14 protein-coding genes and 1 other RNA gene are annotated in these 21,266 nt (G+C 39.2%); 11 read left to right on the top strand and 4 right to left on the bottom strand.

From position 1 onward, the window contains the following. Positions 1-22: 22 nt before the first annotated feature. The 4 genes from HXT25_RS05550 (at position 23) to HXT25_RS05565 (ending at position 4,490) form a co-directional block, all read left to right on the top strand. Positions 23-802, top strand: coding sequence for a TlyA family RNA methyltransferase (locus HXT25_RS05550; RefSeq protein WP_248911974.1), 780 nt, complete (start codon positions 23-25; stop codon positions 800-802). Positions 803-910: 108 nt separating this feature from the next. Next, on the top strand, positions 911-1,939 hold the full coding sequence (locus HXT25_RS05555; RefSeq protein WP_004112543.1) for an NAD kinase: 1,029 nt from the start codon (positions 911-913) through the stop codon (positions 1,937-1,939). Positions 1,940-1,948: 9 nt separating this feature from the next. Further along, the gene (gene recN / locus HXT25_RS05560; protein WP_064623569.1) at positions 1,949-3,727 is read left to right on the top strand and encodes a DNA repair protein RecN; all 1,779 of its coding nucleotides are present in this window, start codon (positions 1,949-1,951) and stop codon (positions 3,725-3,727) included. A 64-nt stretch (positions 3,728-3,791) separates the two neighbouring features. Beyond that, the gene (locus HXT25_RS05565; RefSeq protein ID WP_020760152.1) at positions 3,792-4,490 is read left to right on the top strand and encodes an HAD family hydrolase; all 699 of its coding nucleotides are present in this window, start codon (positions 3,792-3,794) and stop codon (positions 4,488-4,490) included. Here the strand turns inward: HXT25_RS05565 and rnpB are convergent. Next, an RNA gene (gene rnpB, locus HXT25_RS05570) (RNase P RNA component class A) lies at positions 4,489-4,860 on the bottom strand. The two genes, HXT25_RS05565 and rnpB, sit on opposite strands and share 2 nt — an antisense overlap. A gap of 156 nt (positions 4,861-5,016) precedes the next feature. On the opposite strand from rnpB, the gene hpf reads away from it, so the two are divergent. Continuing rightward, positions 5,017-5,691, top strand: a complete 675-nt coding sequence (gene hpf / locus HXT25_RS05575; RefSeq protein WP_004112546.1) for a ribosome hibernation-promoting factor, HPF/YfiA family — start codon at positions 5,017-5,019, stop codon at positions 5,689-5,691. A 212-nt stretch (positions 5,692-5,903) separates the two neighbouring features. Further along, positions 5,904-8,675: a preprotein translocase subunit SecA gene (gene secA, locus HXT25_RS05580; RefSeq protein WP_004115494.1), complete on the top strand. Its 2,772-nt coding sequence runs from the start codon at positions 5,904-5,906 to the stop codon at positions 8,673-8,675. Positions 8,676-8,774: 99 nt separating this feature from the next. Here the strand turns inward: secA and HXT25_RS05585 are convergent, their stop codons facing one another. Next, positions 8,775-9,317: a hypothetical protein gene (locus HXT25_RS05585; protein WP_004112548.1), complete on the bottom strand. Its 543-nt coding sequence runs from the start codon at positions 9,315-9,317 to the stop codon at positions 8,775-8,777. A 76-nt stretch (positions 9,318-9,393) separates the two neighbouring features. Between HXT25_RS05585 and HXT25_RS05590 the strand changes: the two genes are divergently transcribed. Next, positions 9,394-10,083, top strand: a complete 690-nt coding sequence (locus HXT25_RS05590; protein ID WP_101887854.1) for a lysophospholipid acyltransferase family protein — start codon at positions 9,394-9,396, stop codon at positions 10,081-10,083. Positions 10,084-10,216: 133 nt separating this feature from the next. Here the strand turns inward: HXT25_RS05590 and HXT25_RS05595 are convergent, their stop codons facing one another. Both HXT25_RS05595 and HXT25_RS05600 read right to left on the bottom strand, forming a co-directional pair. Then, entirely contained in the window at positions 10,217-12,538 is a 2,322-nt protein-coding gene (locus HXT25_RS05595; protein WP_422118784.1) for a protein kinase domain-containing protein, read from the bottom strand. 90 nt (positions 12,539-12,628) lie between these two features. Next, a complete protein-coding gene (locus HXT25_RS05600; protein WP_048730343.1) occupies positions 12,629-13,711 on the bottom strand; it encodes a polyprenyl synthetase family protein in 1,083 nt (360 codons plus the stop codon). 178 nt (positions 13,712-13,889) lie between these two features. Between HXT25_RS05600 and HXT25_RS05605 the strand changes: the two genes are divergently transcribed. From HXT25_RS05605 to HXT25_RS05620, 4 genes are all read left to right on the top strand, one after another. Next, the gene (locus HXT25_RS05605) at positions 13,890-14,840 is read left to right on the top strand and encodes a hypothetical protein (RefSeq protein ID WP_004112552.1); all 951 of its coding nucleotides are present in this window, start codon (positions 13,890-13,892) and stop codon (positions 14,838-14,840) included. A 130-nt stretch (positions 14,841-14,970) separates the two neighbouring features. Beyond that, on the top strand, positions 14,971-16,275 hold the full coding sequence (locus HXT25_RS05610; RefSeq protein ID WP_004118236.1) for an RNA polymerase sigma factor: 1,305 nt from the start codon (positions 14,971-14,973) through the stop codon (positions 16,273-16,275). Positions 16,276-16,383: 108 nt separating this feature from the next. Beyond that, positions 16,384-18,744 carry a DNA gyrase/topoisomerase IV subunit B gene (locus tag HXT25_RS05615; RefSeq protein WP_422118785.1) on the top strand — a complete coding sequence of 787 codons (2,361 nt, stop codon included), beginning with the start codon at positions 16,384-16,386 and terminating at the stop codon, positions 18,742-18,744. Positions 18,745-18,962: 218 nt separating this feature from the next. Further along, on the top strand, positions 18,963-21,083 hold the full coding sequence (locus HXT25_RS05620) for an InlB B-repeat-containing protein (RefSeq protein ID WP_422118786.1): 2,121 nt from the start codon (positions 18,963-18,965) through the stop codon (positions 21,081-21,083). Positions 21,084-21,266 lie beyond the last annotated feature (183 nt).

Here is a 21,266-nt window from a genome sequence, read left to right on the forward strand (position 1 = left end):
ATGTGTGTATGAGGATTTTTCAATGTCTGACGGAGATGATTTAGTTCAGCGATTAGATTGTGAACTTGTAAATCGCGGATTAGTGAAAAGTAGAACGACAGCTCAGCGTTTAATTAAGTCTGGGTTAGTAAAAGTAGATAATCGAATTGTTTATAAATCATCATTTTTAGTGGAAAAAGCGCAAGAAATAAGTTTTGATGAATCAAAAAAAGAAAATTCTTGTCTTAAATATGTTTCTAGAGGAGCACTCAAATTAGAAGGTGCGTTCTCTTTATTTGAAGATTTAGGATTAAAAGTTTATTCAAATACTAAAGCGCTAGATATTGGTGCTTCAACTGGCGGTTTTTGCGATTATTTGTTGCAAAATGGCGTTAATCGCGTTATTGCTTTAGACGTTGGACACGGTCAATTGCACCCAAAGATCGTAAGCGATCCGCGCGTTATCGAAATGAGTGGCGTAAATATTAGAAATGTTTACGCGCAAGATCTGCCTTACAAGCCTAATCTTATAGTCTCAGATGTTTCTTTTATATCTCTTACTTTTGTTATTCCAGTAATCGCGCGTATTGCGCAAAACAACGCGAATATTGTTCTTCTTGTAAAGCCACAATTTGAAGTTGGTAAAGGAAATCTTGGAAAAGGCGGAATTGTAACAGATAAAGACCTAAGACTTAAAGCATTAGAAAATATTAAAGAATGCGCTAAAAATAGTGGTTTAAAAGTTGTTTCAACTCATGAATCTCCTATAGAAGGAACTCATGGAAATATTGAATATCTTCTTTATGCGCAATTTAATAGTTAAAAATAATTATTTGATAAATATTTTTTACATAAGCAGTACAATGCGCAATATGTAGTGCAACAATTACAATATTTATTGTTATTTGCAAAACCACAAAGGGGCTGTGTTATGCCAGAACTTTTAGTAGATGATGATGCTTCTTATGCTCGTCGCGCTCTGGTAGTTACGCATGCGCGTCTTGATAGTCACAGTGCCGTTGTAAATCAAGTTACCACGCAGCTTAGTAGTGCTGGTTTTCATGTAGATGTGTTTCATAGTGCTGCCGTATCTGATTTTGCGCAAAAAACAGCACATGTTATTGATGAAAACACAGAGATTGTTGTTGTGCTTGGTGGAGATGGCACAATGCTTCAAGCTGCAGAATTGGTGCATTGCACTCCTGTTCCAATCATAGGTATAAATCTTGGTCATGTTGGATTTTTGGCGGAATTTGAAAGCTTCCAAATAGATGAGGCTATTAGAAGAATTGCTCAAAAAGATTACTTTTTAGAGCATAGGATGGAAGCTCATGTAGATGTTTGGCTTCCTGGAGCGAGTGAGCCTTTAAGTGATTGGGCGCTTAACGATATTACTTTAGATAGGGCAGATCGCGGTAGAATGGTGGAGCTTTCGATTCGCGTTGATAATGTTGAAATGTCGTCTTTTGGCTGCGATGGTGTTATTGTTTCTACTCCTACTGGTTCTACTGCGTACGCATTTTCGGCAGGAGGTCCAATCATGTGGCCAAACGTTGAGGCTTTGCAACTGGTTCCTTTGGCTGCACACGCGCTTTTTTCTAGACCATTGATTATCGGAGCAGGTTCAACTTTTACTATTGATATTTTGGAAGATTCAGCTTCTGGTGGTTGGATTTGTTGTGATGGTAGGCGTCAAAGGGCTTTACCGCAAGGCTCTAGGATTCAAATTCGTCAGTCCAAAGATGAGCTGTTTTTAGCGCGTCTTTCTGGTGTTCCATTTACGCAAAGATTAGTTACTAAGTTTGATTTGCCTGTAGTTGGTTGGCGCGAAAATCGTCGTAAAAAGTCTTCCAAACCTAAGGAATATGAGGCTAATCTGCATAATGAAACCGATAGGAATTATGAAGATGTTCCAAATGTCTCAAATAACTACCATAACCCTAATAGCTTAAACTCGTAGGGGGCATCCTTGCTTGAAGAATTAGAAATTCGTAATTTAGGACCAATCTCTCACGCGGTTATTACTCCCTCATATGGAATGACTGCTATTACTGGAGAAACAGGGGCTGGAAAATCTATGCTTCTAAGCGCTATAAGACTTATATCTGGAGGAAAAGCTGATTCTTCTAGAATTGCATCTTTTGCGTCAGAATCATGGGCGCAAGGCGTTTTTTCTGTTTCAAAGTCAGGAATTGTTTCTAATCTTTTGCAAGAATCTGGGATAGATGTTGAAGAATCTGAAGGCGATGATTCTAAAATAGATGTTTATGTATCTCGTACTGTTCCAAAATCTGGTAGGTCTAGGGCGGTAGTATCTGGTTGTTCTGTTCCTAAGACTTTGCTGGATAAAATTTGTTCGCAAACAATAACAATTCATGGGCAAAGTGATCAGTTGCGTATAGCAACAAGTGCAAAACAGCGTGAGTTCTTGGACTCAATTTCTTGTGATTCAAAAGAATTACAAGAATATTCTGTGGCATTTAAAGAATGGCAGGATTCTGTTGAATCTTATAACAGGCTTATAAATCAAGAATCTTCTTCTAGGCAGCGTGCAGATTATTTGCGAGAATCGCTAGAAAAAATTCGCCAAATCGATCCAAAACGGAATGAAGATGAAGAGCTTAAAGCTAAAAGAGATCGCATAGAAAACGCTGCTCAAATCGTTGGAGCTATTAGCGAAGCAATTTCTTCGTTAGACGCAAGTCAAATTGACTACGGCGCAATAGATTCCGTTGACGCATTACATTTGGTTGACAATGCATCTAAGGCAATTCGCTCGATTCGAGTTGATGGAGATTATAGCGCGATTGCAAATCAACTTGACAATATTTCTTCCCAAATTTCCGACATTGTTATGCAGCTCGCTCAGCAATTAGATGTTGATGAGAGTCAGGAAGATTTAGACGCTATTAACAATCGTATTCACGATTTAAGCGATTTAACACGCAGATGGGGTCCACAGATCGACGATGTTTTAGAGTGGGCTAAAAAGGCACAATTTGAGCTTGAAGATTTAGATGATTCACCTGAGGCTATTGATCGCGCTAAAAAAGCCTGTGATAAGTATTATTCTAATGCCAAAAATTTAGCAGATAAACTTTATGATTTGCGCAAAAGTGCAGCAGAAAAGTTTAGTTTTGAAGTTAGTAAAGAGCTTGAATCTTTGGCTATGCAAGATGCTCAGCTTTTAATCAAAGTTAATAGGCGTAAAGTAGATGAAACTGGAGTAGTTGACTTAGATTCTCATGGTTTAGACAACGTTGAGTTTCTTTTTAAGCCTTTCCCGTCGTCTGATTATTTGCCAATGGGTAGCAGTGCTTCAGGTGGAGAGTTAAGTAGACTTATGTTAGCTATGGAGTTGGTTGCGGCAAAATTCAATAACAGCGACTCTCATTCTATGACTTTTATTTTCGACGAGGTTGATGCGGGAGTTGGAGGAGTTGCAGCAGTGGAATTAGGCAAACGCTTAGCTCAACTTGCTAAAAGTTCTCAGGTGATTGTTGTAACGCATTTGGCTCAAGTTGCTTCTTTTGCTGATGTTCAATTTGTGGTTAGAAAAAGTTTTAGTGATTCATCGGTTTCTGGTGATTCTTCTAATGATTTTAACTCTTCATTAGTCGTAGATACTACTGTTACTAAGTTGGATGATTCACAGCGTGAGCAGGAAATAGCCAGAATGCTTTCTGGAAGTCAGTCGCAAGCTTCTTTAGAGCATGCTAGAGAATTGTTAAAAACAAGCAAAATTTAATCTAAAATCTGAATCTAATTCAAAGTAATTTTTATAAAACAGGATTAATATCAGGATTAATAATATGAGCGAAAATGTGTTAGTTGATAATTCAAATTGTGCAGCAATTTTTGATTTTGATGGTACTTTGCTTTACTCTTTACATGTTTGGGATGATATAGACGAAAAGAGTTTTGCTAAACGCGGTATTAAAGTGCCTGATGATTTTGCTGATTCCACTGCAACAATGACTCCTCGAGAAGTGGCTGATTATGTTATTGCACGTTTTGGTTTTACGGATTCTCCCGAAGATTTAATGCAGGAATGGAATGATATGGCTAATGAAGCTTATTCTAATCAACTGCTTCTTAGAAAAGGTGCAAAAATTTACGTGGATTATTTGCATAAAACAGGTGCAAAATTAGTTCTTATGACTACTCTTTCTAAATCTTTATGCGAATCATCTTTAAAGCGAACAGAATTATGGCAATATTTTGATTTGATGATTTTTGGTGAAGATTTACAATCAGATGGGAAAAATAGTCCTCAAACTTATTTAGATTTGTCCAATAGAATAGGTGTAAAACCAGAGTATTGCACTGTTTTTGAGGATTCAGCTATAGCTTTAAAGTCGGCTCGTTTGGCTGGAATGAAAACTTGTGGTGTAGCGGATTTAGATAATAGTGATTTAAATCCAGAATTTAATAATTGTTGCACAGTTTTTTGTGATTTTGATTTCGCTCCAAAAGTGTTATGCAAAAAACTAAGTGAAAATCAAAATTAAGTTGAGGTTTCACATACCCCGGGTTTTGTCGCGTGCAAAATGCACACGGATGACCATCCATCTCGATTTGACGTTACCGCCAAACTCTAGCAGTCTACCCGAAGACTTAGGCGAGCAGCCCTTAAACACCTTCTACTTGACCTTGCTCCCAATGAGGCTTGCCATGCGGCTAACTGTTACCAGAAGCCCGGTGGTCTCTTACACCGCCGTTTCACCCTTACCTAAACAAAAGTTTAGGCGGTCTATTCTCTGTTGCGCTATCTCTCAGGTTGCCCTGGGCGGACGTTATCCGCCATTGTGCTCTACGGAGCCCGGAAGTTCCTCAGCTACTCCGAATGAACATTGCAGCCGCGGTCATCGTGAAACCTCAACCTTCCCAATTATAACAGACGTTTTAATTTTGCGCATATTTTGCGACTCGCTAGAAAATGGCGGCTTTTAGCGGATATAATGGATGTATCAGCGGCGCTGGTGCCGTTGACGTGTACACAAACCGATTTATATCGGATTACTTAAGGAGGTTCGCATGGAAATCGTCATCACCGGACGTCATACGCAGATTAAGCAAAGATTCCGTGACGTTGTGGAAAGCAAGATGAATCGTGTGACCGCCATTGCTCCAGATGCGCAGCGCATTCAGATTGTGCTTAACACTGAGGGCAATCCAAGGCAGGCAGATACTGCAAAAAGAGTTGAAATTACTGTAGTTGCAGGAAGTACGGTTATTCGCGCAGAAGCATCTAGCACAGACCAATACAGTGCATTGGATATGGCTCTTGATAAGTTGACGCTTCGTTTGCGCAGAACTCGCGATCGTCGTAAGGACCATCGTCGTGGATATGAGCAAATGGTTCCAGTTGATTTGGGTGTTGTAGAGCCAGAAGTTGAAACAACTGTTGAAGAAGTTGCACAAGAAGATGGAACGAATAGTGCAGATGCTGCGGTTGCTTCCGACTTGGGTCCTGGTGAATCAGTAGAGGTGAGTGTTGGAGATACTCCTATTGTGATTCGTCGCAAGCTTCATATTGCTGAGCCAATGAGCATTGACGAAGCGTTGTATGAAATGGAACTTATTGGTCATGATTTCTTCCTGTTCGTAAATAAGGAAACAATGAGACCTTCGGTTGTGTATCGTAGGCATGGATGGAGTTATGGTGTGTTTGAAATTGATACTCCAGAAAACGTTTCTAAAAAGAAGTAATAAAGAAGTAATAAAGCAAATAAGGGTAAAACATTATTAAATAGAAATTAACTCATATGAGTCAATGCCCGTCTAGTAAAAGTCTAGGCGGGCATTTTATGCGTAGTGTCAGACTCGCTATCTTATAAAAATCGCAGCCGTCGCGTAATATAGGCACAGTTTACGTCTATATTGGCTAGCCGAATAATAGACACGACCTAAGGGAGCTAAACGTGGTAGATATCGTCGATAAAGCCTTGCGCATGGGTGAAGGCCGTCAATTGAAGCGCCTTGAGAATGTTGCAAAGGCTGTGAATGCGCTAGAAGATGAGATTTCTGCGCTTTCCGATGAAGAGCTTAAAGGGCAAACGGCAAAATTCAAGCAGAAGTTAGACAATGGTGCAAAACTTGATGATTTAATGCCAGAAGCATTTGCTACAGTAAGAGAGGTTTCAAGGCGTACTCTTGGTCAGCGTCATTTTGACGTTCAGCTCATGGGCGGTGCAGCATTGCATTGGGGCAATATTGCAGAAATGAAGACTGGTGAAGGTAAAACACTTGTTGCAACACTGCCTAGCTATTTGAACGCTTTGGAAGGTAAGGGCGTTCATGTTGTTACTGTTAACGACTATCTTGCTAGCTATCAAAGTGAGCTTATGGGTCGTATTTACAGGTTCCTTGGCATGAGCGTTGGATGCATTATTACAGATCAGCAGCCTCCAGAGCGCAGGAAGCAATACAACGCAGATATTACTTACGGCACAAACAACGAGTTTGGTTTCGACTATTTGCGAGACAACATGGCTTGGGAAAAGGGCGATCTTGTTCAGCGTGGTCATCACTATGCAATCGTCGATGAGGTTGATTCCATTCTTATTGATGAGGCTCGTACGCCACTTATTATCTCGGGACCTGCCGAAGGTGATGTTACGCGTTGGTATCGCGAGTTTGCAAAGCTTGTTCTAAAGCTTGATCGCGATGTTGATTACAAAATTGATGAGAAGCGCAAGACTGCTGGTATTTTGGATCCAGGCATTGCAAAGATTGAAGATTATTTAGGTATTGATAATCTTTACGAGCCAAGCAACACTGCTTTGATTGGCTACTTGAACAATGCTTTGAAAGCTAAGGAATTGTTCCTTCTTGATCGCGATTATGTTGTTACTAATGGCGAAGTTTTGATTGTTGACGAGCACACTGGCCGTGTTCTTCCAGGTCGTCGTTATAGCGAAGGCTTGCATCAGGCGATTGAAGCTAAAGAGAATGTTGAAGTAAAAGCAGAAAATCAGACTTTTGCAACTATTACTTTGCAAAATTACTTCCGCATGTACGACAAGCTTGCTGGCATGACTGGTACTGCAGAAACGGAAGCTGCCGAGTTTATGGGAACATACAAGCTTGGCGTTCTTCCAATTCCTTCTAACCGTCCAGTTATTCGTATGGATAAGGATGATTTGATCTTCCGCACTAAGAAGGAAAAGCTTGCTGCGATTGTTCGAGACGTAGCTCAGCGTCATGCAAAGGGTCAGCCTGTTTTGCTTGGTACTGCATCGGTTGAATCTTCCGAAATCGTTTCTTCGCTTTTGGATGTTGCTCGTATTCCTCATCAAGTGTTGAATGCTAAGCAAAACGCTAAGGAAGCAGCTGTTGTTGCTGTTGCAGGTCGTAAGGGTGCTGTGACTGTTGCTACAAACATGGCAGGTCGTGGTACAGATATTATGCTTGGCGGAAACGTTGAGTTTTTGGCAGATGCAAAGCTTAAAGCAGAAGGCTATTCTCCAGACGATACTCCAGAGGAGTACGAGAAGCGTTGGCCAGGTGTTTTGGCAGAAGTTAAGGAACAAGTTAAAGACGAGCACGAAGAAGTTAAGAAGCTTGGTGGCTTATATGTTTTAGGCACTGAGCGCCACGAATCTCGTCGTATTGATAATCAGCTTAGAGGTCGTTCTGGCCGTCAGGGTGATCCTGGCGAATCGCGCTTCTACTTAAGCTTGGAAGATGACTTAATGCGTTTGTTCAACACTCAGCTTGTTGCGCGTGTTATGGCTAAGGGCTTGCCAGAAGGTGAACCAATCGAATCTAAGTATGTTTCTAATGGCGTGCGCACGGCTCAAAAGACTGTTGAGGCGCGTAACTTTGAAATGCGTAAGAACGTTTTGAAGTACGATGATGTTATGAATAAGCAGCGTACTGTTATTTATTCAGAACGTCAGATTGTTCTTAAAGGTGAAGATATTCATGAAGATATCTTGAAGTTTATTAAAGATACTGCCGATAGCTATGTTCGCGGAGCTATGAACGGTTCTGATAAGCCAAAGAACTGGGATTGGGAAGGTCTTAAAGACGCTGTTAATGCTGTTATGCCAATTATTTTGGATTGGGATCAGCTTCGCCTGCAGATTGAGTCTCTTAAGGGAGAAAAAGCTGTTGAAGCTTTGCGAGACACTATAGTGGATGGCGTTACTACTATTTACGCTGTGTTTGAAGAAAGAATGGGTTCTGATAACTTGCGCCAGTTTGAGCGTAGAGTTGTTCTTGCTGTTCTTGATCGAAAGTGGCGTGAACATCTTTATGAGATGGATTATTTGAAGGATGGTATTGGTTTGCGCGGTATGGGTCAGCGTGACCCTCTGGTTGAATATCAGCGTGAAGGTTTCCAGATGTATAACTCAATGATTGAGGCAATTAAGGAAGAGTCTATTCAGCTTCTATTCCGTATGAATCTCGAGCAGATTGTTGCGGAAACTGAAAACCAAGATGATTCTTATGTTGATGCCGATATTCAGCAAGCAGAACAAGAAGAAGATGAGCATTCTGGAATCGTTGGTCCTGCTCCTATGAGCCATGCTGATGGTGAAGTGCCATTGAGTAAGCGTCCAAAGGTTGAAGAATGGAAGACTCCTTGGGCTGATGGTCGTACCTTCCCAGGAACGAACAAAAATGATGAGTGCCCATGTGGCTCTGGCAGAAAGTACAAGTTATGCCATGGTCAGAATGAGGATTAAAATAATTTTAGTTTAAACGAAGATTAAATTTTAAGTTGTAATCTTTAAAAAATGAGGCTGGTGCTTTAACATCAGCCTCATTCTTTTGTATAAATGCACTTAAACTCGTGCGCCTTTTCCGTAGTCGTTGTAATCTTCACTAGAAGTATAATTTTTCTTTCTACTCATAAGTAAGCCTGCAGATCCAACAAGAAACAGAAAAGCGCTTATAGTACCTGAGTATGCTGCGAAATATGGCACTAAGACGCTAAGAATTACGCCCAAAATACCCAGAATAAGAATAGTCCATAAAACTATGAGGGTAATAGAAATATTCTTAAAATGTGGGTTTGGTGGAACAAAATCGTCTCCGTAAGAATCCATTGTTTCATCAACATCTAACCAACTGGTCTTAACGTTATCTCTTGGACCAGCATTATTGTATGACGCTATTTTAGTAAGTGGTTTTGTCGCCTGACTAATACGTTTTTTAAAGATTTTCGCACTTTTAGATTTCTCTATTTCTTTAAAATCTTCTGCATGATCTCTAATAAAATCAGACCAATTCTCATTAAAAGAATTATCGCCAAAAGAATCGTCATTATTGTTGTTTGAGTTTTTGTCCTCAGGGTGAGGGGAGTTGGTATTCTTAGAAGAAGTCATAAATTATACTGTAGCAAGTCTGCTTGATTGCGTAATGATTCGCTTTTAGTAACTCTTGCTAGAAGGGGTTTTTAGAATGTTGTATTGGTTCTTTGTAAAGGGGTTTGGATTTATTGCGCGTTTACGGATTAATCCTATTGCTCAAGGCGTTAACAACATTCCTAAAAAAGGTGGGGCTATTATTGCCGCAAATCATCTTGCCGTGATTGACGATGCACTTTTGCCTCTCACATGCCCTAGGATGATTCATTTTATGGGTAAAGCCGAGTATTTTGAAGGCAAAGGATTAAAGGGTCGCTTTAAAAAATGGTGGTTTACGTCCGTTGGCGTATTCCCAGTGGATCGTTCTGGAGGTTCTAAATCTCTTGGGGCATTGAATCATGCTCGTGCGATATTAGAAAATGGACAGCTTTTTGGAATTCATATTGAAGGAACTAGAAGTCCTGATGGAAGATTGTATAAGGGACATACTGGTGCAGCTCGCTTAGCTTTGGAAACAGGATGCCCGATTATTCCAGTTGCGATTATTGGTACTAGGGAATTGCAAAGGCATGGTCAGGTTATGCCTGCAAAGGGCTATACAAAGGCTATTTATGGCGAGCCTATTGAAGTTGAAAAAATGAATCCAGAAGATATTACGCACGATATTCTTCGTGAGCTTACCGATAGAGTAACCAAGACAATTCAAAAAATGAGCGGTCAAGAATATGTTGACGAATATGCTCAAACCGTTAAAAAGCGTATTATGGCAGAATCAGCGAAATAAGCTGATAAATTGTTTGTTGTAGATTATTTGAGTAAAAATATTTTGATTCAAACAACCTACAACATAACTCACAACATTTCATACAACATTTCATACAATGTGTGTGTAGCATTACCTACGTTATTTGTATAAATCAAATAACGGTTAATGTAACAACTGTTGGGTTTCCTCTTTCATCAAGAACACGAACTTGCGTACCAGGAGCTACAGACTGGAATCTTACCGTGTGCATAAAGTCTCCAAGCGGAGCGGAAACATTTACTTTTAGTCCTAGGGCTTCAAGAGCTTTTCGAGCGTCGTTAGCATTTTTATTGCGAACATCTGGCATAGTAACAGTTCTTGGACCTTTAGAAACAACGACATTGAGTTTATCTCCCCAATGAAGTTGCGCTCCTTTTTCTACAGATGTGCTAATAATTTTGCCTTTTTCAACGGTATCATTGAACTCTTCACTGTATGTTGGAACAAGTTTTGCGTCGTTAAATGCTTTATCCGCATCTTCTTTTGTTCGGTTAACAACATCTGGCATAGAAACAGGCATAGGACCTTTAGATAATACAACAGTAATGTTCTTATTGTGATTCATTTGCATTCCTGGTGTTGGAGAAATTTCTACAACACAGCCTTTAGGAACATCTAATGAATAAACGTCGTTGCTTTCTTTGTGATTAATAGAAGTAAAACCAGCTTTGCGTAAAGCTTTTATAGGATTCTTACCAGTTGTTGATGTTGGATCGATAATATCTTCAGGAATTGTAGATTGTCGTATTCCTTTTGACACAATAACATGAACTTTATTATTTCCGTGTTTAGATACATAACCGCCACTGAAATCAGGATTAGTGGAAATAATGTTTCCAGAAGGTATATTATCGCTAAATTCTTTTTGAACAGAATAAGGAATATTGGATATTTTAAGAGTTTGCTCGTAATCAAACCATGGAATATTTGTGATTTTGCAAGCTTCTTGTGTTTTGCATGACTGCGTATTTGGTTTCGGCAAAGACCAGTAGCTTCCAGGTCCTAGATAATACCAGTAAGAACCAAATGCGATTGCTGCTGCAACAACTGCCGCGCTGCTAACAGCTATAATAACAACTTTATTGTGTAATTTTTTATGATTAGAGTTTTGACTTTTACCGTCAGTACTTAAATCATTCTTATTAAATTGAGGAGCACGCATAGCAATAGTTAGCATATTGCTATCATTAAAATCTTCAAGTTGATTCACACTGTTTGAAGAATTTTGACTATTGGAATAGTTAAAATCAGTGTTACTGTTTTTTTGAACTATTGTCATAGTTGCATCAATATCAGTTGTTTTATCAATATCAGTTGTTTTATCAAGGTCTTTAGTTTTAGACAAGACCTCATTTCCAATATTGTTAGGATTAGAACTACTCTGATTTACATTCTCTTTACTAACTTTATCAGCATTATTCGCATCGTTCGCATTAGGAGGAAGAGGTATGTTAGAGTAATTTCTTTTATCGAATTTATCTGAATCAGACATTCTATTTTCAGTTTTGATTGCGTCTAAAGTCGTATTTAAAAGTTGATCTTCATTATCGTAATTTGGATTAAACTTATATTGCCAATCTTCTTTAGGCATATTAGCGCAAATTTGTCTAAGCATACTAAGTGCTTTAGAAGCGTCACTCGGTCTTTTTTCCATTTCTCGAGCAGTAATAGATGCAAGAAAATCAGCTATAGAAGAGTTGATATCGCTACAAATTGTTTTTATAGATGGAGTGTCTTCATGAACATGCTTAAAAACAAGCGTAACAGGATTATCTGCGCTAAATGGAACACGTCCAGCAAGCATTTCCCAAGCCATCATTCCAGCAGAGTATAAGTCTCCTTGAGGAGTGGCAAGATTTTTTTCAATCATTTCTGGAGCTAGGTATGCGGCGGTTCCAAGAAGAAGACCAGTAGAAGAAAGTGTAGCTTGCGATATAGCGCGAGCAAGACCAAAATCAGTTATTTGCACGTGACCGCGGTCGTTAATAAGAATATTTTCTGGTTTAATATCCCTGTGTACAACACCAGCAAGGTGTGCGGATGCAAGACCATCTAAAGTTTCCGCGAGAACTCGAAGAGTGTCTTTTAGGCTAAATGTGCCATATTTGTTCATTTCGTATCTAAGATTTACTCCATGAACATATTCCATCACCAAGTAGTCAAGCCCTTCAAATTCGCCAGTATCGTAAACCTGAACAATATGAGGATTCGCTATTGCAGCGGCAGATGTAGCTTCACGCCTAAATCTTGCAATAAATTGCTCTCTATGTATTCCTTGAGCTAGTTGAGTATGCATGATTTTAAGCGCAACTGGGCGATTAAGACGCTCATCTTGCGCTTGATAAACGGTAGCCATGCCGCCTTCTGCTATCTTCCGCATTATGCGATAGCGATTCTCAATACACATTCCTGGTTGCGCTTGAACTTCACTCATGTAGTAAATCCCTTATACGCGTATTAAACCAACTACCTAAAAGTGTACAGGCAATACAGTATCCACTAAATATTTAGTATATCAGTGATTTTACTGCCATTCTCTAGGAATGAATTTGCTAGAAACCTCGTTCAATATGGATTTTCCAAATTCAGATAATGTACTGTTATCTATTTTTTCTTGCGATTCAACCCAAAGATTGTGAATGCGCTTTTTAGACTTACTTATAGCACCACTCTGATTGAAAATGTTAATAATCCTATTAACATCATCTTCATTGCGATTATTAGAGTTATAAGCATCTATCAAAAATAGACGGTCTTCGCTTGAAGAAAGATCTAGAGCATCAGCCAAAAGGACAGTGCGTTTACCTTCTCGAATATCGCCTCCAATAGGCTTTCCAGTGTGAGCAGAATCTGAAACAATATCAATAAGATCATCTGCAATCTGAAAAGCAATTCCCAATGGTTCACCAATATCATTCGCCAACTTAATAGCGTAATTTTTATTAAGTCCAGCAGATAAAAATCCGAGCGCAAGTGGAGCTATAGTTGTGTAACTTGCAGTTTTCCAACGAAAAACATTTATTGAGGATTCTGCTAGTTTCTTTGGATTTTTAAGGCTCATCATTTCTATGGAAAGATCTAAAACTTGACCAATACCAACATTTCTTTGCATATTTGCAAACTCGCCTAAAACTTCTTGAGGATTGCGCAAATTAGTACATGCTTTTCTAGTTATGTCAAAGCTTTGAGTTGCTAAAATATCTCCAAGCATTAATCCAAGTCCAATGCCGATATGCTTGCTATTGCATGCTTTGCTCAATGCGCAATATGCGCTTGGTCTTCCTCGTCTTAAAGCAGATTCGTCGATTATATCGTCATGTACAAGTGCTGCAGTTTGAAAGACTTCTAAAGCACATGCAACATCTAGCATTGCGCAATATGCAGTGTCTTTAGAGCAGTTACAGCGTACTGCATCGAAAGCTTCTAAAGCTAAGTAAGCTCTGAGTCTTTTGCCGCCTTCACTAGAAGAAATTGCTTGTTTCACTACATCTTTAAGTGTTTTATCACAACTAGAAATAAGGTTTTTACAAGCTAAAGAATTAAATTGGTCATAAATTAATTCGCTTATACGCGTCTCTATACATGACTTTTGCGAATCTAAACTCATATTAAGAGTTATCCACATGCCTTAGACATTACAAAATGAGTATTTTTCTAGTATTTTCTAGGATTTTATAGCCTTTAACCACATTGCGTTATTTTTATTGCACTAATTTGTTTCTGCTGCAAAACTCTTATTACCAAGTTAAAAACAGTATAAAAACACAACAAAATAAGGAGGAATTATGCAAATAAAAAGTGAATTGAAAAACAAGCAAGTTTTTGAAGATAATGATCATGAATATTCAACTTTGAAAGAATTAACAAATTTATATGCTGCAGGTACGTTTTGCGGAATATCTGAAGAGTACTTTGCTATGACTTGTGTTGCTGGAAATAGTATAGAAAAAGTGAATATCAGTAATGTTCCAAAAGAATGTATGACAGTTTTAGATATTCCTAAAGATTATATTAACAAACATCATAATTATGAAGATTATTGGATTAAATGTCTTAGAGATTTAACGCCAGATCTTTTTGAAAAATACATAGGCATAGATTATATGAGCAAAAATTTGAATGTTAAAAAAGAGGAAGCTGTATTTTCAAGTTATGATATTTTTGTTACACAATCTATACGAAACTGGCATAACATGGTTTCTAAAAAAGACGGCAATATTGTGGGTTATGACTTAATAATGTTGCCGATTGCAATGCTAAATAACATTAATGTTCGAGATACTCTGCTTGTGTCTTTACTAGACAGTAAAGGCGAGTATTACAACATAAATGATCTACTCGTGCTAGCTTTAGCTCCACGAGAAAAAGAAAGATCTAAGGAATTAAGAGATTTTCTAGAAGAAAAATTTAACGAAGAATATGAGTTGCCTGATATTTGTAAAGCGCTAGACGTTGTTAACTTGCTAAAAGCTATGACTTATGTTGTAGATAATAATCCTAAATTAAAAGTACAAGTTTACGCATTAATGTCTTATATAAGCTGGTGGTTTAAGCTAGGAGATGTTGAAAGATACGTTTCAATGGCGCTAGAAATTGATCCTGATTGTTCTATGGCTATGATTGTGGATAATGCATACAAAAGTCATGTTGAGCCAGCATGGTGTAGAAAATTCGCCACGCCGCAAGTAGGGAAGCAGAAAAAATCGTCCTTAGAAGATGATTTACTTCTTAAGTAAAAGTTGCCCTTGCCATAACTATGCCTTTGTGGTATAGTGAGATGCCTTTAAAGGGCATAGCAAGGTATGATGAATGCCTTAATATGGCGGATTACTTTGCACATAGCAGGGAATCTACAGGAGGAAAAGTTTGGCGAGCGAAGATACATCTATTGTCGATTCCAAGATGGGCAAGGAAGAAAATCAGGAATTTAAAATGTCAGAAGATGTTGATGATCAAGATGTAGATGTTGACGTTGATGCAGACATGGATACAGATGAAGAACATATGGATTTAGAAGATTTTGATGAAATCCATGATGATCTTGATGTAGACGATGTTGACAATTTAGATGACGTTGACGATATAAATAATCTGGATGACATTCCAGATGATGAAGATTCCGAAGATTCTGAAGATAATAAAGAAGAGGCGCCACAAGTTCCACAAGCAAAAGGTGCTTTTATTGTTCGAGATGATGATGACGACGATAATCTTACGCCTTCTGGAAATCCTAAGCGTCGAGTAATCGCCACTGGCGCTACAGCGGATCCTGTTAAGGATTATTTAAAGCAGATTGGTCGCGTGAGCCTGCTTAACGCAGAGCAGGAAGTTGATTTGTCAGAGCGTATTGAGGCTGGTCTGTATGCTCAGCATTTGCTTGATACGCAAATTGACCAAATGGAGTTTAAGCGTAAGCGTGAGCTTAAGTGGGCTGCAGCAGACGGTAAGAAAGCTAAAGATCATCTTCTTGAAGCAAACTTGCGTCTTGTGGTTTCTCTTGCAAAGCGTTATACAGGTAGAGGCATGCTTTTCCTTGATTTGATTCAGGAAGGTAATCTTGGTTTAATTCGCGCAGTAGAAAAGTTCGATTGGAAGAAGGGCTTTAAGTTCTCAACCTATGCTACTTGGTGGATTCGCCAGGCTATTACTCGTGCTATGGCAGATCAGGCTCGTACTATTCGAGTTCCAGTGCATATGGTTGAAGTTATTAATAAGCTTTCTAGAGTCCAGCGCCAGATGCTTCAAGATTTGGGTCGCGAACCTACGCCAGATGAGCTTGCGCGCGAGCTTGATATGCCTGTTGAAAAGGTGCAAGAAGTACAGAAGTATGGTCGTGAGCCAATTTCTTTGCACACTCCTTTGGGTGAAGATGGTGATTCTGAGTTTGGCGATTTGATTGAAGATACTGACGCAATCGCTCCATCGGACGCTGTAGCATTCTCGCTTCTTCAGGAACAATTTAGACAAGTTCTTGAAACTTTGTCTCCTAGGGAAGCTGGCGTTATTAAAATGCGCTACGGTTTGGAAGATGGTCAGCCAAAGACTTTAGACGATATTGGTCGAGTATATGGTGTTACTCGTGAGCGTATTCGTCAGATTGAGTCTAAGACAATGTCTAAGTTGCGTCATCCTTCCAGATCGCAAACTTTGCGTGACTTCTTAGATCAGTGATTTTAGAATAATTAACAAGTAAAGTGTCGTATTGTTGCTTTGTTTAGCAGGGATGCGACACTTATTGCTTAGTGGTTGCTTAATATTCGTGTTGTACAAGGGGTAGAAGTGGTCTCTAATAAAGATCGAGAACAGTATGATGCCGACAGTTTGACTGTGCTTGAAGGCTTGGATGCTGTACGAAAGCGCCCAGGCATGTATATTGGCACCACTGATAGTCAAGGTTTAATGCATTGCCTTTGGGAAATCATTGATAATGCTGTTGATGAGGCTTTAGCTGGGGCTTGTGACCATATTATCGTCACTCTTCACGATGATGGTTCTATTGAAGTTGCAGATAATGGACGTGGTATTCCAGTAGATGTAGAGCCTAAAACAAAACTTACAGGTGTTGAAGTTGTTTTAACTAAGCTTCACGCTGGAGCTAAGTTTGGTAATGCTTCGTACAATGCTGCAGGTGGTTTGCATGGCGTTGGATCTTCTGTTGTAAATGCGTTGAGCTTGCGATTGGATGTTGAAGTTGATCGTGATGGTAAAACGCATCACATGGCTTTCCATCAGGGTCATCCTGGAGTTTATAGTGACGCAGATCCAATGCATCCGTCTCCAGCTTCTCCGTTTAAGCGCACTCGCAAGAACAAGCCTACTGAGCTTGAGATTATTGGTACTGTTTCGCCAAAAACTACAGGTACTCGAGTTCGCTATTGGGCTGATCCTGAGATTTTTAACTCAACAGCTCGCTTTAGTTATGAACAGTTAATTGATCGAGTTCGTCAAACTAGTTTTTTGGTTCCAGGCTTGCGCATTACTGTTATTGACGAACACGTGCTAGAAGGCGAATTTAGCGATATTCAAGAGATTGATGTTAGCGCTAGTGATGATGCGAATGCTAATACTAGTGATTTAACAGATGATTTGGCTTTTAAGGATGAATCGCAAGCAACCGTAGATAATGAATCTAATGAGCTAAATCAATCTGAATATGAATCAGAAGAATCCGAATCTGATGGCGAATCAGAAGAAACCACTGCGCAATCTGTTGCAAATAGTGAGTCTTCTAGAGAATTGCAAAATAAGCATCATCCTCGAGTGGTTGAATTTTTGCATAACGGCGGAGTAAAAGATTTCGTTGATTTTCTTTCAAAGGGTCAAGCAGTCTCAGATATTTGGCGTATTTCTGGCGAAGATACGTATGTAGAGGAGACACAAGCTGTTGATTCTGCTGGAGATTTACATGCTCAGCAAGTGACGCGTAAGTGTGGCGTTGACATTGCAATGCGCTGGGTAAATGGCTACGATTCAACGATTATTAGTTTCGTAAACGTTGTTGAAACTCCTGGCGGAGGCATGCACGTAGACGGATTCTTGCAAGGATTGACTAAGCAAATTCGTAAAGCTGTTGAAGATAATGCCAGAAAGCTTAAAGTCAATCTTAAAGATTCAAACACTAAGATTGAGCGAGACGATATTCTAGCTGGAATGGTGGCTGTTGTAACAGTTCGCATTGCTGAACCTCAATTCCAAGGTCAAACTAAGGATGTTCTTGGAACTGCTCAAGTTAAGCCAATCGTTACAAAAATGACTGACGCTCAATTTGGGGAAATGATTAGCGGATCCAAGCGAGGATTCAAAGAGCAGTCTGCCAGAGTTTTGGAGAAAATTGTTTCCGAAATGCATGCGCGTATTCAAGCGCGTAAAACTAAGGAAGTTACTCGTAGAAAGAATGCACTTGAGTCTGCTTCAATGCCACCAAAACTTTCTGATTGCCAGCCTGGAAACGATGATGTTGCAGAACTTTTCATCGTCGAGGGTGATTCTGCACTTGGTACGGCAAAAGCTGCTCGAAATTCTGCTTTCCAAGCGCTTTTGCCAATTCGCGGTAAAATTTTGAACGTTCAAAAAGCAAGCCTTGCACAAATGCTTTCAAACAAAGAGTGCGCTGCAATTATTCAGGTTGTTGGAGCAGGATCGGGAGCAAGTTTTGATATTTCGCAAGCGCGTTATAACAAGATTGTTATGATGACAGATGCTGATGTTGACGGCGCGCATATTCGTATTTTGTTGCTAACGCTGTTCTACCGTTATATGCGTCCGCTTATTGAGTACGGTCACGTTTATGCTGCAGTGCCTCCGCTTCACAGAATTGCGCTCGCTGGAAAGCACAAAGGCGAGTATATTTACACGTATTCCGATGACGAATTGGCTGGAAAACTTGATGATTTGCAAGCTAAGGGCATTGATTTTAACAGCGATATTCAGCGCTACAAGGGCTTGGGTGAGATGGATGCGGATCAGCTTGCAGACACCACTATGGACCCTAGAACGCGAATGCTAAGAAGGATTCGTATGGAAGATGCTCAGCAGGCGAGCGAAGTATTCGATTTGCTTATGGGTGATGATGTTCCTCCGCGCAAGCAGTTTATTGTTGATAACGCTGACGACTTCGATCGTTCCAAAATCGATACCTGATTTTGTTTTACTTGTGCGTTAAGTTATTTAATTTGTAATTTTCTTCGCATTATATAATGTGTATTACAAATTTTGAATTGTAATTACATTATGACATTTAGTTAAGTTATAATGATTTTATGATATAATTGCGAATGCAGGTTTGCTTCAATAGTGGAAGTGAATCTGGGATTTTGCATTTATTGATTTTCTTAGAATTTGTTTTATAAGAGGGAAAAATGAACAAGAAAACTGTGATTTTATTATCGACTACGATGATGAGTATTGCTACTGCTGCTTGCGCTTTTTGCATGGCTCAAACTGCAAATGCTGCTGATACTTACGTGGATTCTGGCACTTCAACTGCAAAAGTTACTACCCCCCCCCCAATTGAAAATAGCTCTTCTCAAAAAACTGGTACTTTTGATAAGAGTGTAATAAAGTCTTCTGATTCTTCTGATAAAGATAATATAAAACCTGAAACGAATTCGAAACCAAATTCTAATACAAAAACTGAATCCAAGCTTGAAGCTAAGAGCGATGTAAAGTCTAGTATCAAGCTTTCTGCAAATACTAATGTAAATTCTGTAGTTGATACTACTGCTAAATCTAATGCAGATTCTGTTGTAAATACTGATACAAAGACTGAATTAAATATTGATTCAAAGTCTAAGGGTGAGGAAGATCCAGTTTCACCAACAATTTTTAATCAAGCGCTTTTTGCTAGTGGTAAGCCAGCTCCTAATCAAACTCCTAAACCTCAAACACAAACAACCGAGCTTAAAGTAAGTCTTTGCTGGGAAACTATGAACAAGGATAATAAAAATGCATTTATTAAGGGTGATAGTGATTTTGGTCAATTGAATTTTGAGAGTTGGGACTTTGGTTCCACGCTGGACTCAACTAGACAAGACGTAAAGGATGCATTTAAGAAGATTCAGTTTAAGATAAAAGATACAACTGATAACAAGGTAGTAGCAACAACTACTGGAACTTATGATCCTGATACTGCTACTAGTGCAACCAAAAGCTTGGGTAGTTATGATTCAAGCCATACTTATGAAGTGTCAGTGGTAAACAGCACAGTTCCAAGCCCGTATTATGTGACGTATAACAATGTTGCCACAGATGAATCACAATCGTTTGAACCTGATGTCACGCACTTTACGTGGAATCCATCTAAAGGGTCTAATAAAAACTATCAAAATAAATATTTTCGTCTAAATGCCTTGGAGATTGTTTATGCCAAGGATGAGTCTGTGGCAGCTAAGTGTTTCTCGTACTCGCAGCCTCAAAACTCTAATAAGGAGTATCAATCTGACGGAAACTGGAAGTTCACGTATAACAAGGATAATATTTTTGAGCGTATTCGTGTAAAAGATAATGCTATTCAGTTCCCAACGGATGAAAAAGGTAAACCTAAGGTTCCTGTTAAAGTAGGTTACAAGTTTGTTGGCTGGCAGTTCTATGTTGCAAAAAAGACAAATAATCGTCCATATACATCATATGACCGTATGGATGACGATGATAAGAAAATCATAAATAGCGCAACCGTTGCGTACGTACCATTTAACGATCAAACTACTACCTACCCATATTTATTTGCTGTACTTAGAGACAACAAGGGCGTTAATACGTTTGGCAGTAAACTCGGTACGCAATATTGCTCTACAAATCACACATTTGTTGTATTCCCTAAGTGGGAGGTTGCTGGTCATACAGTTACTTTTATGGATGGAGATACTCAATATGCACAAGTAAAAGTGCAAGACAATAAGTCTATTAGTGGTGATGAATGGACTGACCAGTCTATGCCTGCTAATCCTACTAAAGCTGGTTTTACTTTTAATGGTTGGTATCAGGATAAAAATGGAACTGGTGATGCGTTTACTGGTGATACTGTTGTAGCTAATAGTGATATGACTGTATATGCGTCGTATGTAAAAGAAACATCTCCTACACCATCTCCAACTCCTGAACCAACACCAACGCCGACTCCTATGCCTGAGCCAGATGTGACTCCTGAACCTGAGCCAATACCAGTTCCTGACGTTCCTGATGTTCCTTATGTGCCTGATGATTCGTGGATTCCTGTTCCTGAGATTGTTCCTGAGAATCCAGAGTATTCTGTTGTTGAGCAGCCTGTGTTGAATCCTGTTCGTACTGCAGATAAGCCAGTGGAGCATCCTGTTGAGCAGCGTTTTAAGTCTGTTGATGCTGGTGAAGCTTATAATGCTAAGGCTCCTGCTAAGCATTTGCCTGATACTGGTGTTTCACTGGTTATGTCTATAAGTGCTTTGTTTGTGTCTTTGTTTGCTGGCTTTGGTTTGTCTATGTTCAAGTCTCGCCGCAAGCATTAAACGCAAATATCGCATATAATCGCGTATAAACGCGTATAAGAATTAAAAAATATTGGAATAAGGCTTCTGAGTAAATGTTTTATAACATAAAGTCAGAAGCCTTATTTTATATGCGATTTTTGATGTAAACTGTATTAAAGGTTTGTTTTAAGAATTATTACTTTGTAAGTCAGTGTTCTATTG

Origin of the sequence: Gardnerella sp. DNF00476, assembly GCF_049262735.1 — a bacterium.
GTDB classification, from domain to species: Bacteria; Actinomycetota; Actinomycetes; order Actinomycetales; family Bifidobacteriaceae; genus Bifidobacterium; species Bifidobacterium vaginale.

Coding starts and splice junctions, on each gene's coding strand:
- HXT25_RS05555 (WP_004112543.1), top strand. CDS start 911: ATGCCAGAACTTTTAGTAGATGATGATGCTTCTTATGCTCGTCGCGCT.
- HXT25_RS05585 (WP_004112548.1), bottom strand. CDS start 9,317: ATGACTTCTTCTAAGAATACCAACTCCCCTCACCCTGAGGACAAAAAC.
- HXT25_RS05600 (WP_048730343.1), bottom strand. CDS start 13,711: ATGAGTTTAGATTCGCAAAAGTCATGTATAGAGACGCGTATAAGCGAA.
- HXT25_RS05590 (WP_101887854.1), top strand. CDS start 9,394: ATGTTGTATTGGTTCTTTGTAAAGGGGTTTGGATTTATTGCGCGTTTA.
- HXT25_RS05620 (WP_422118786.1), top strand. CDS start 18,963: ATGAACAAGAAAACTGTGATTTTATTATCGACTACGATGATGAGTATT.
- HXT25_RS05565 (WP_020760152.1), top strand. CDS start 3,792: ATGAGCGAAAATGTGTTAGTTGATAATTCAAATTGTGCAGCAATTTTT.
- hpf (WP_004112546.1), top strand. CDS start 5,017: ATGGAAATCGTCATCACCGGACGTCATACGCAGATTAAGCAAAGATTC.
- HXT25_RS05550 (WP_248911974.1), top strand. CDS start 23: ATGTCTGACGGAGATGATTTAGTTCAGCGATTAGATTGTGAACTTGTA.
- HXT25_RS05605 (WP_004112552.1), top strand. CDS start 13,890: ATGCAAATAAAAAGTGAATTGAAAAACAAGCAAGTTTTTGAAGATAAT.
- HXT25_RS05595 (WP_422118784.1), bottom strand. CDS start 12,538: ATGAGTGAAGTTCAAGCGCAACCAGGAATGTGTATTGAGAATCGCTAT.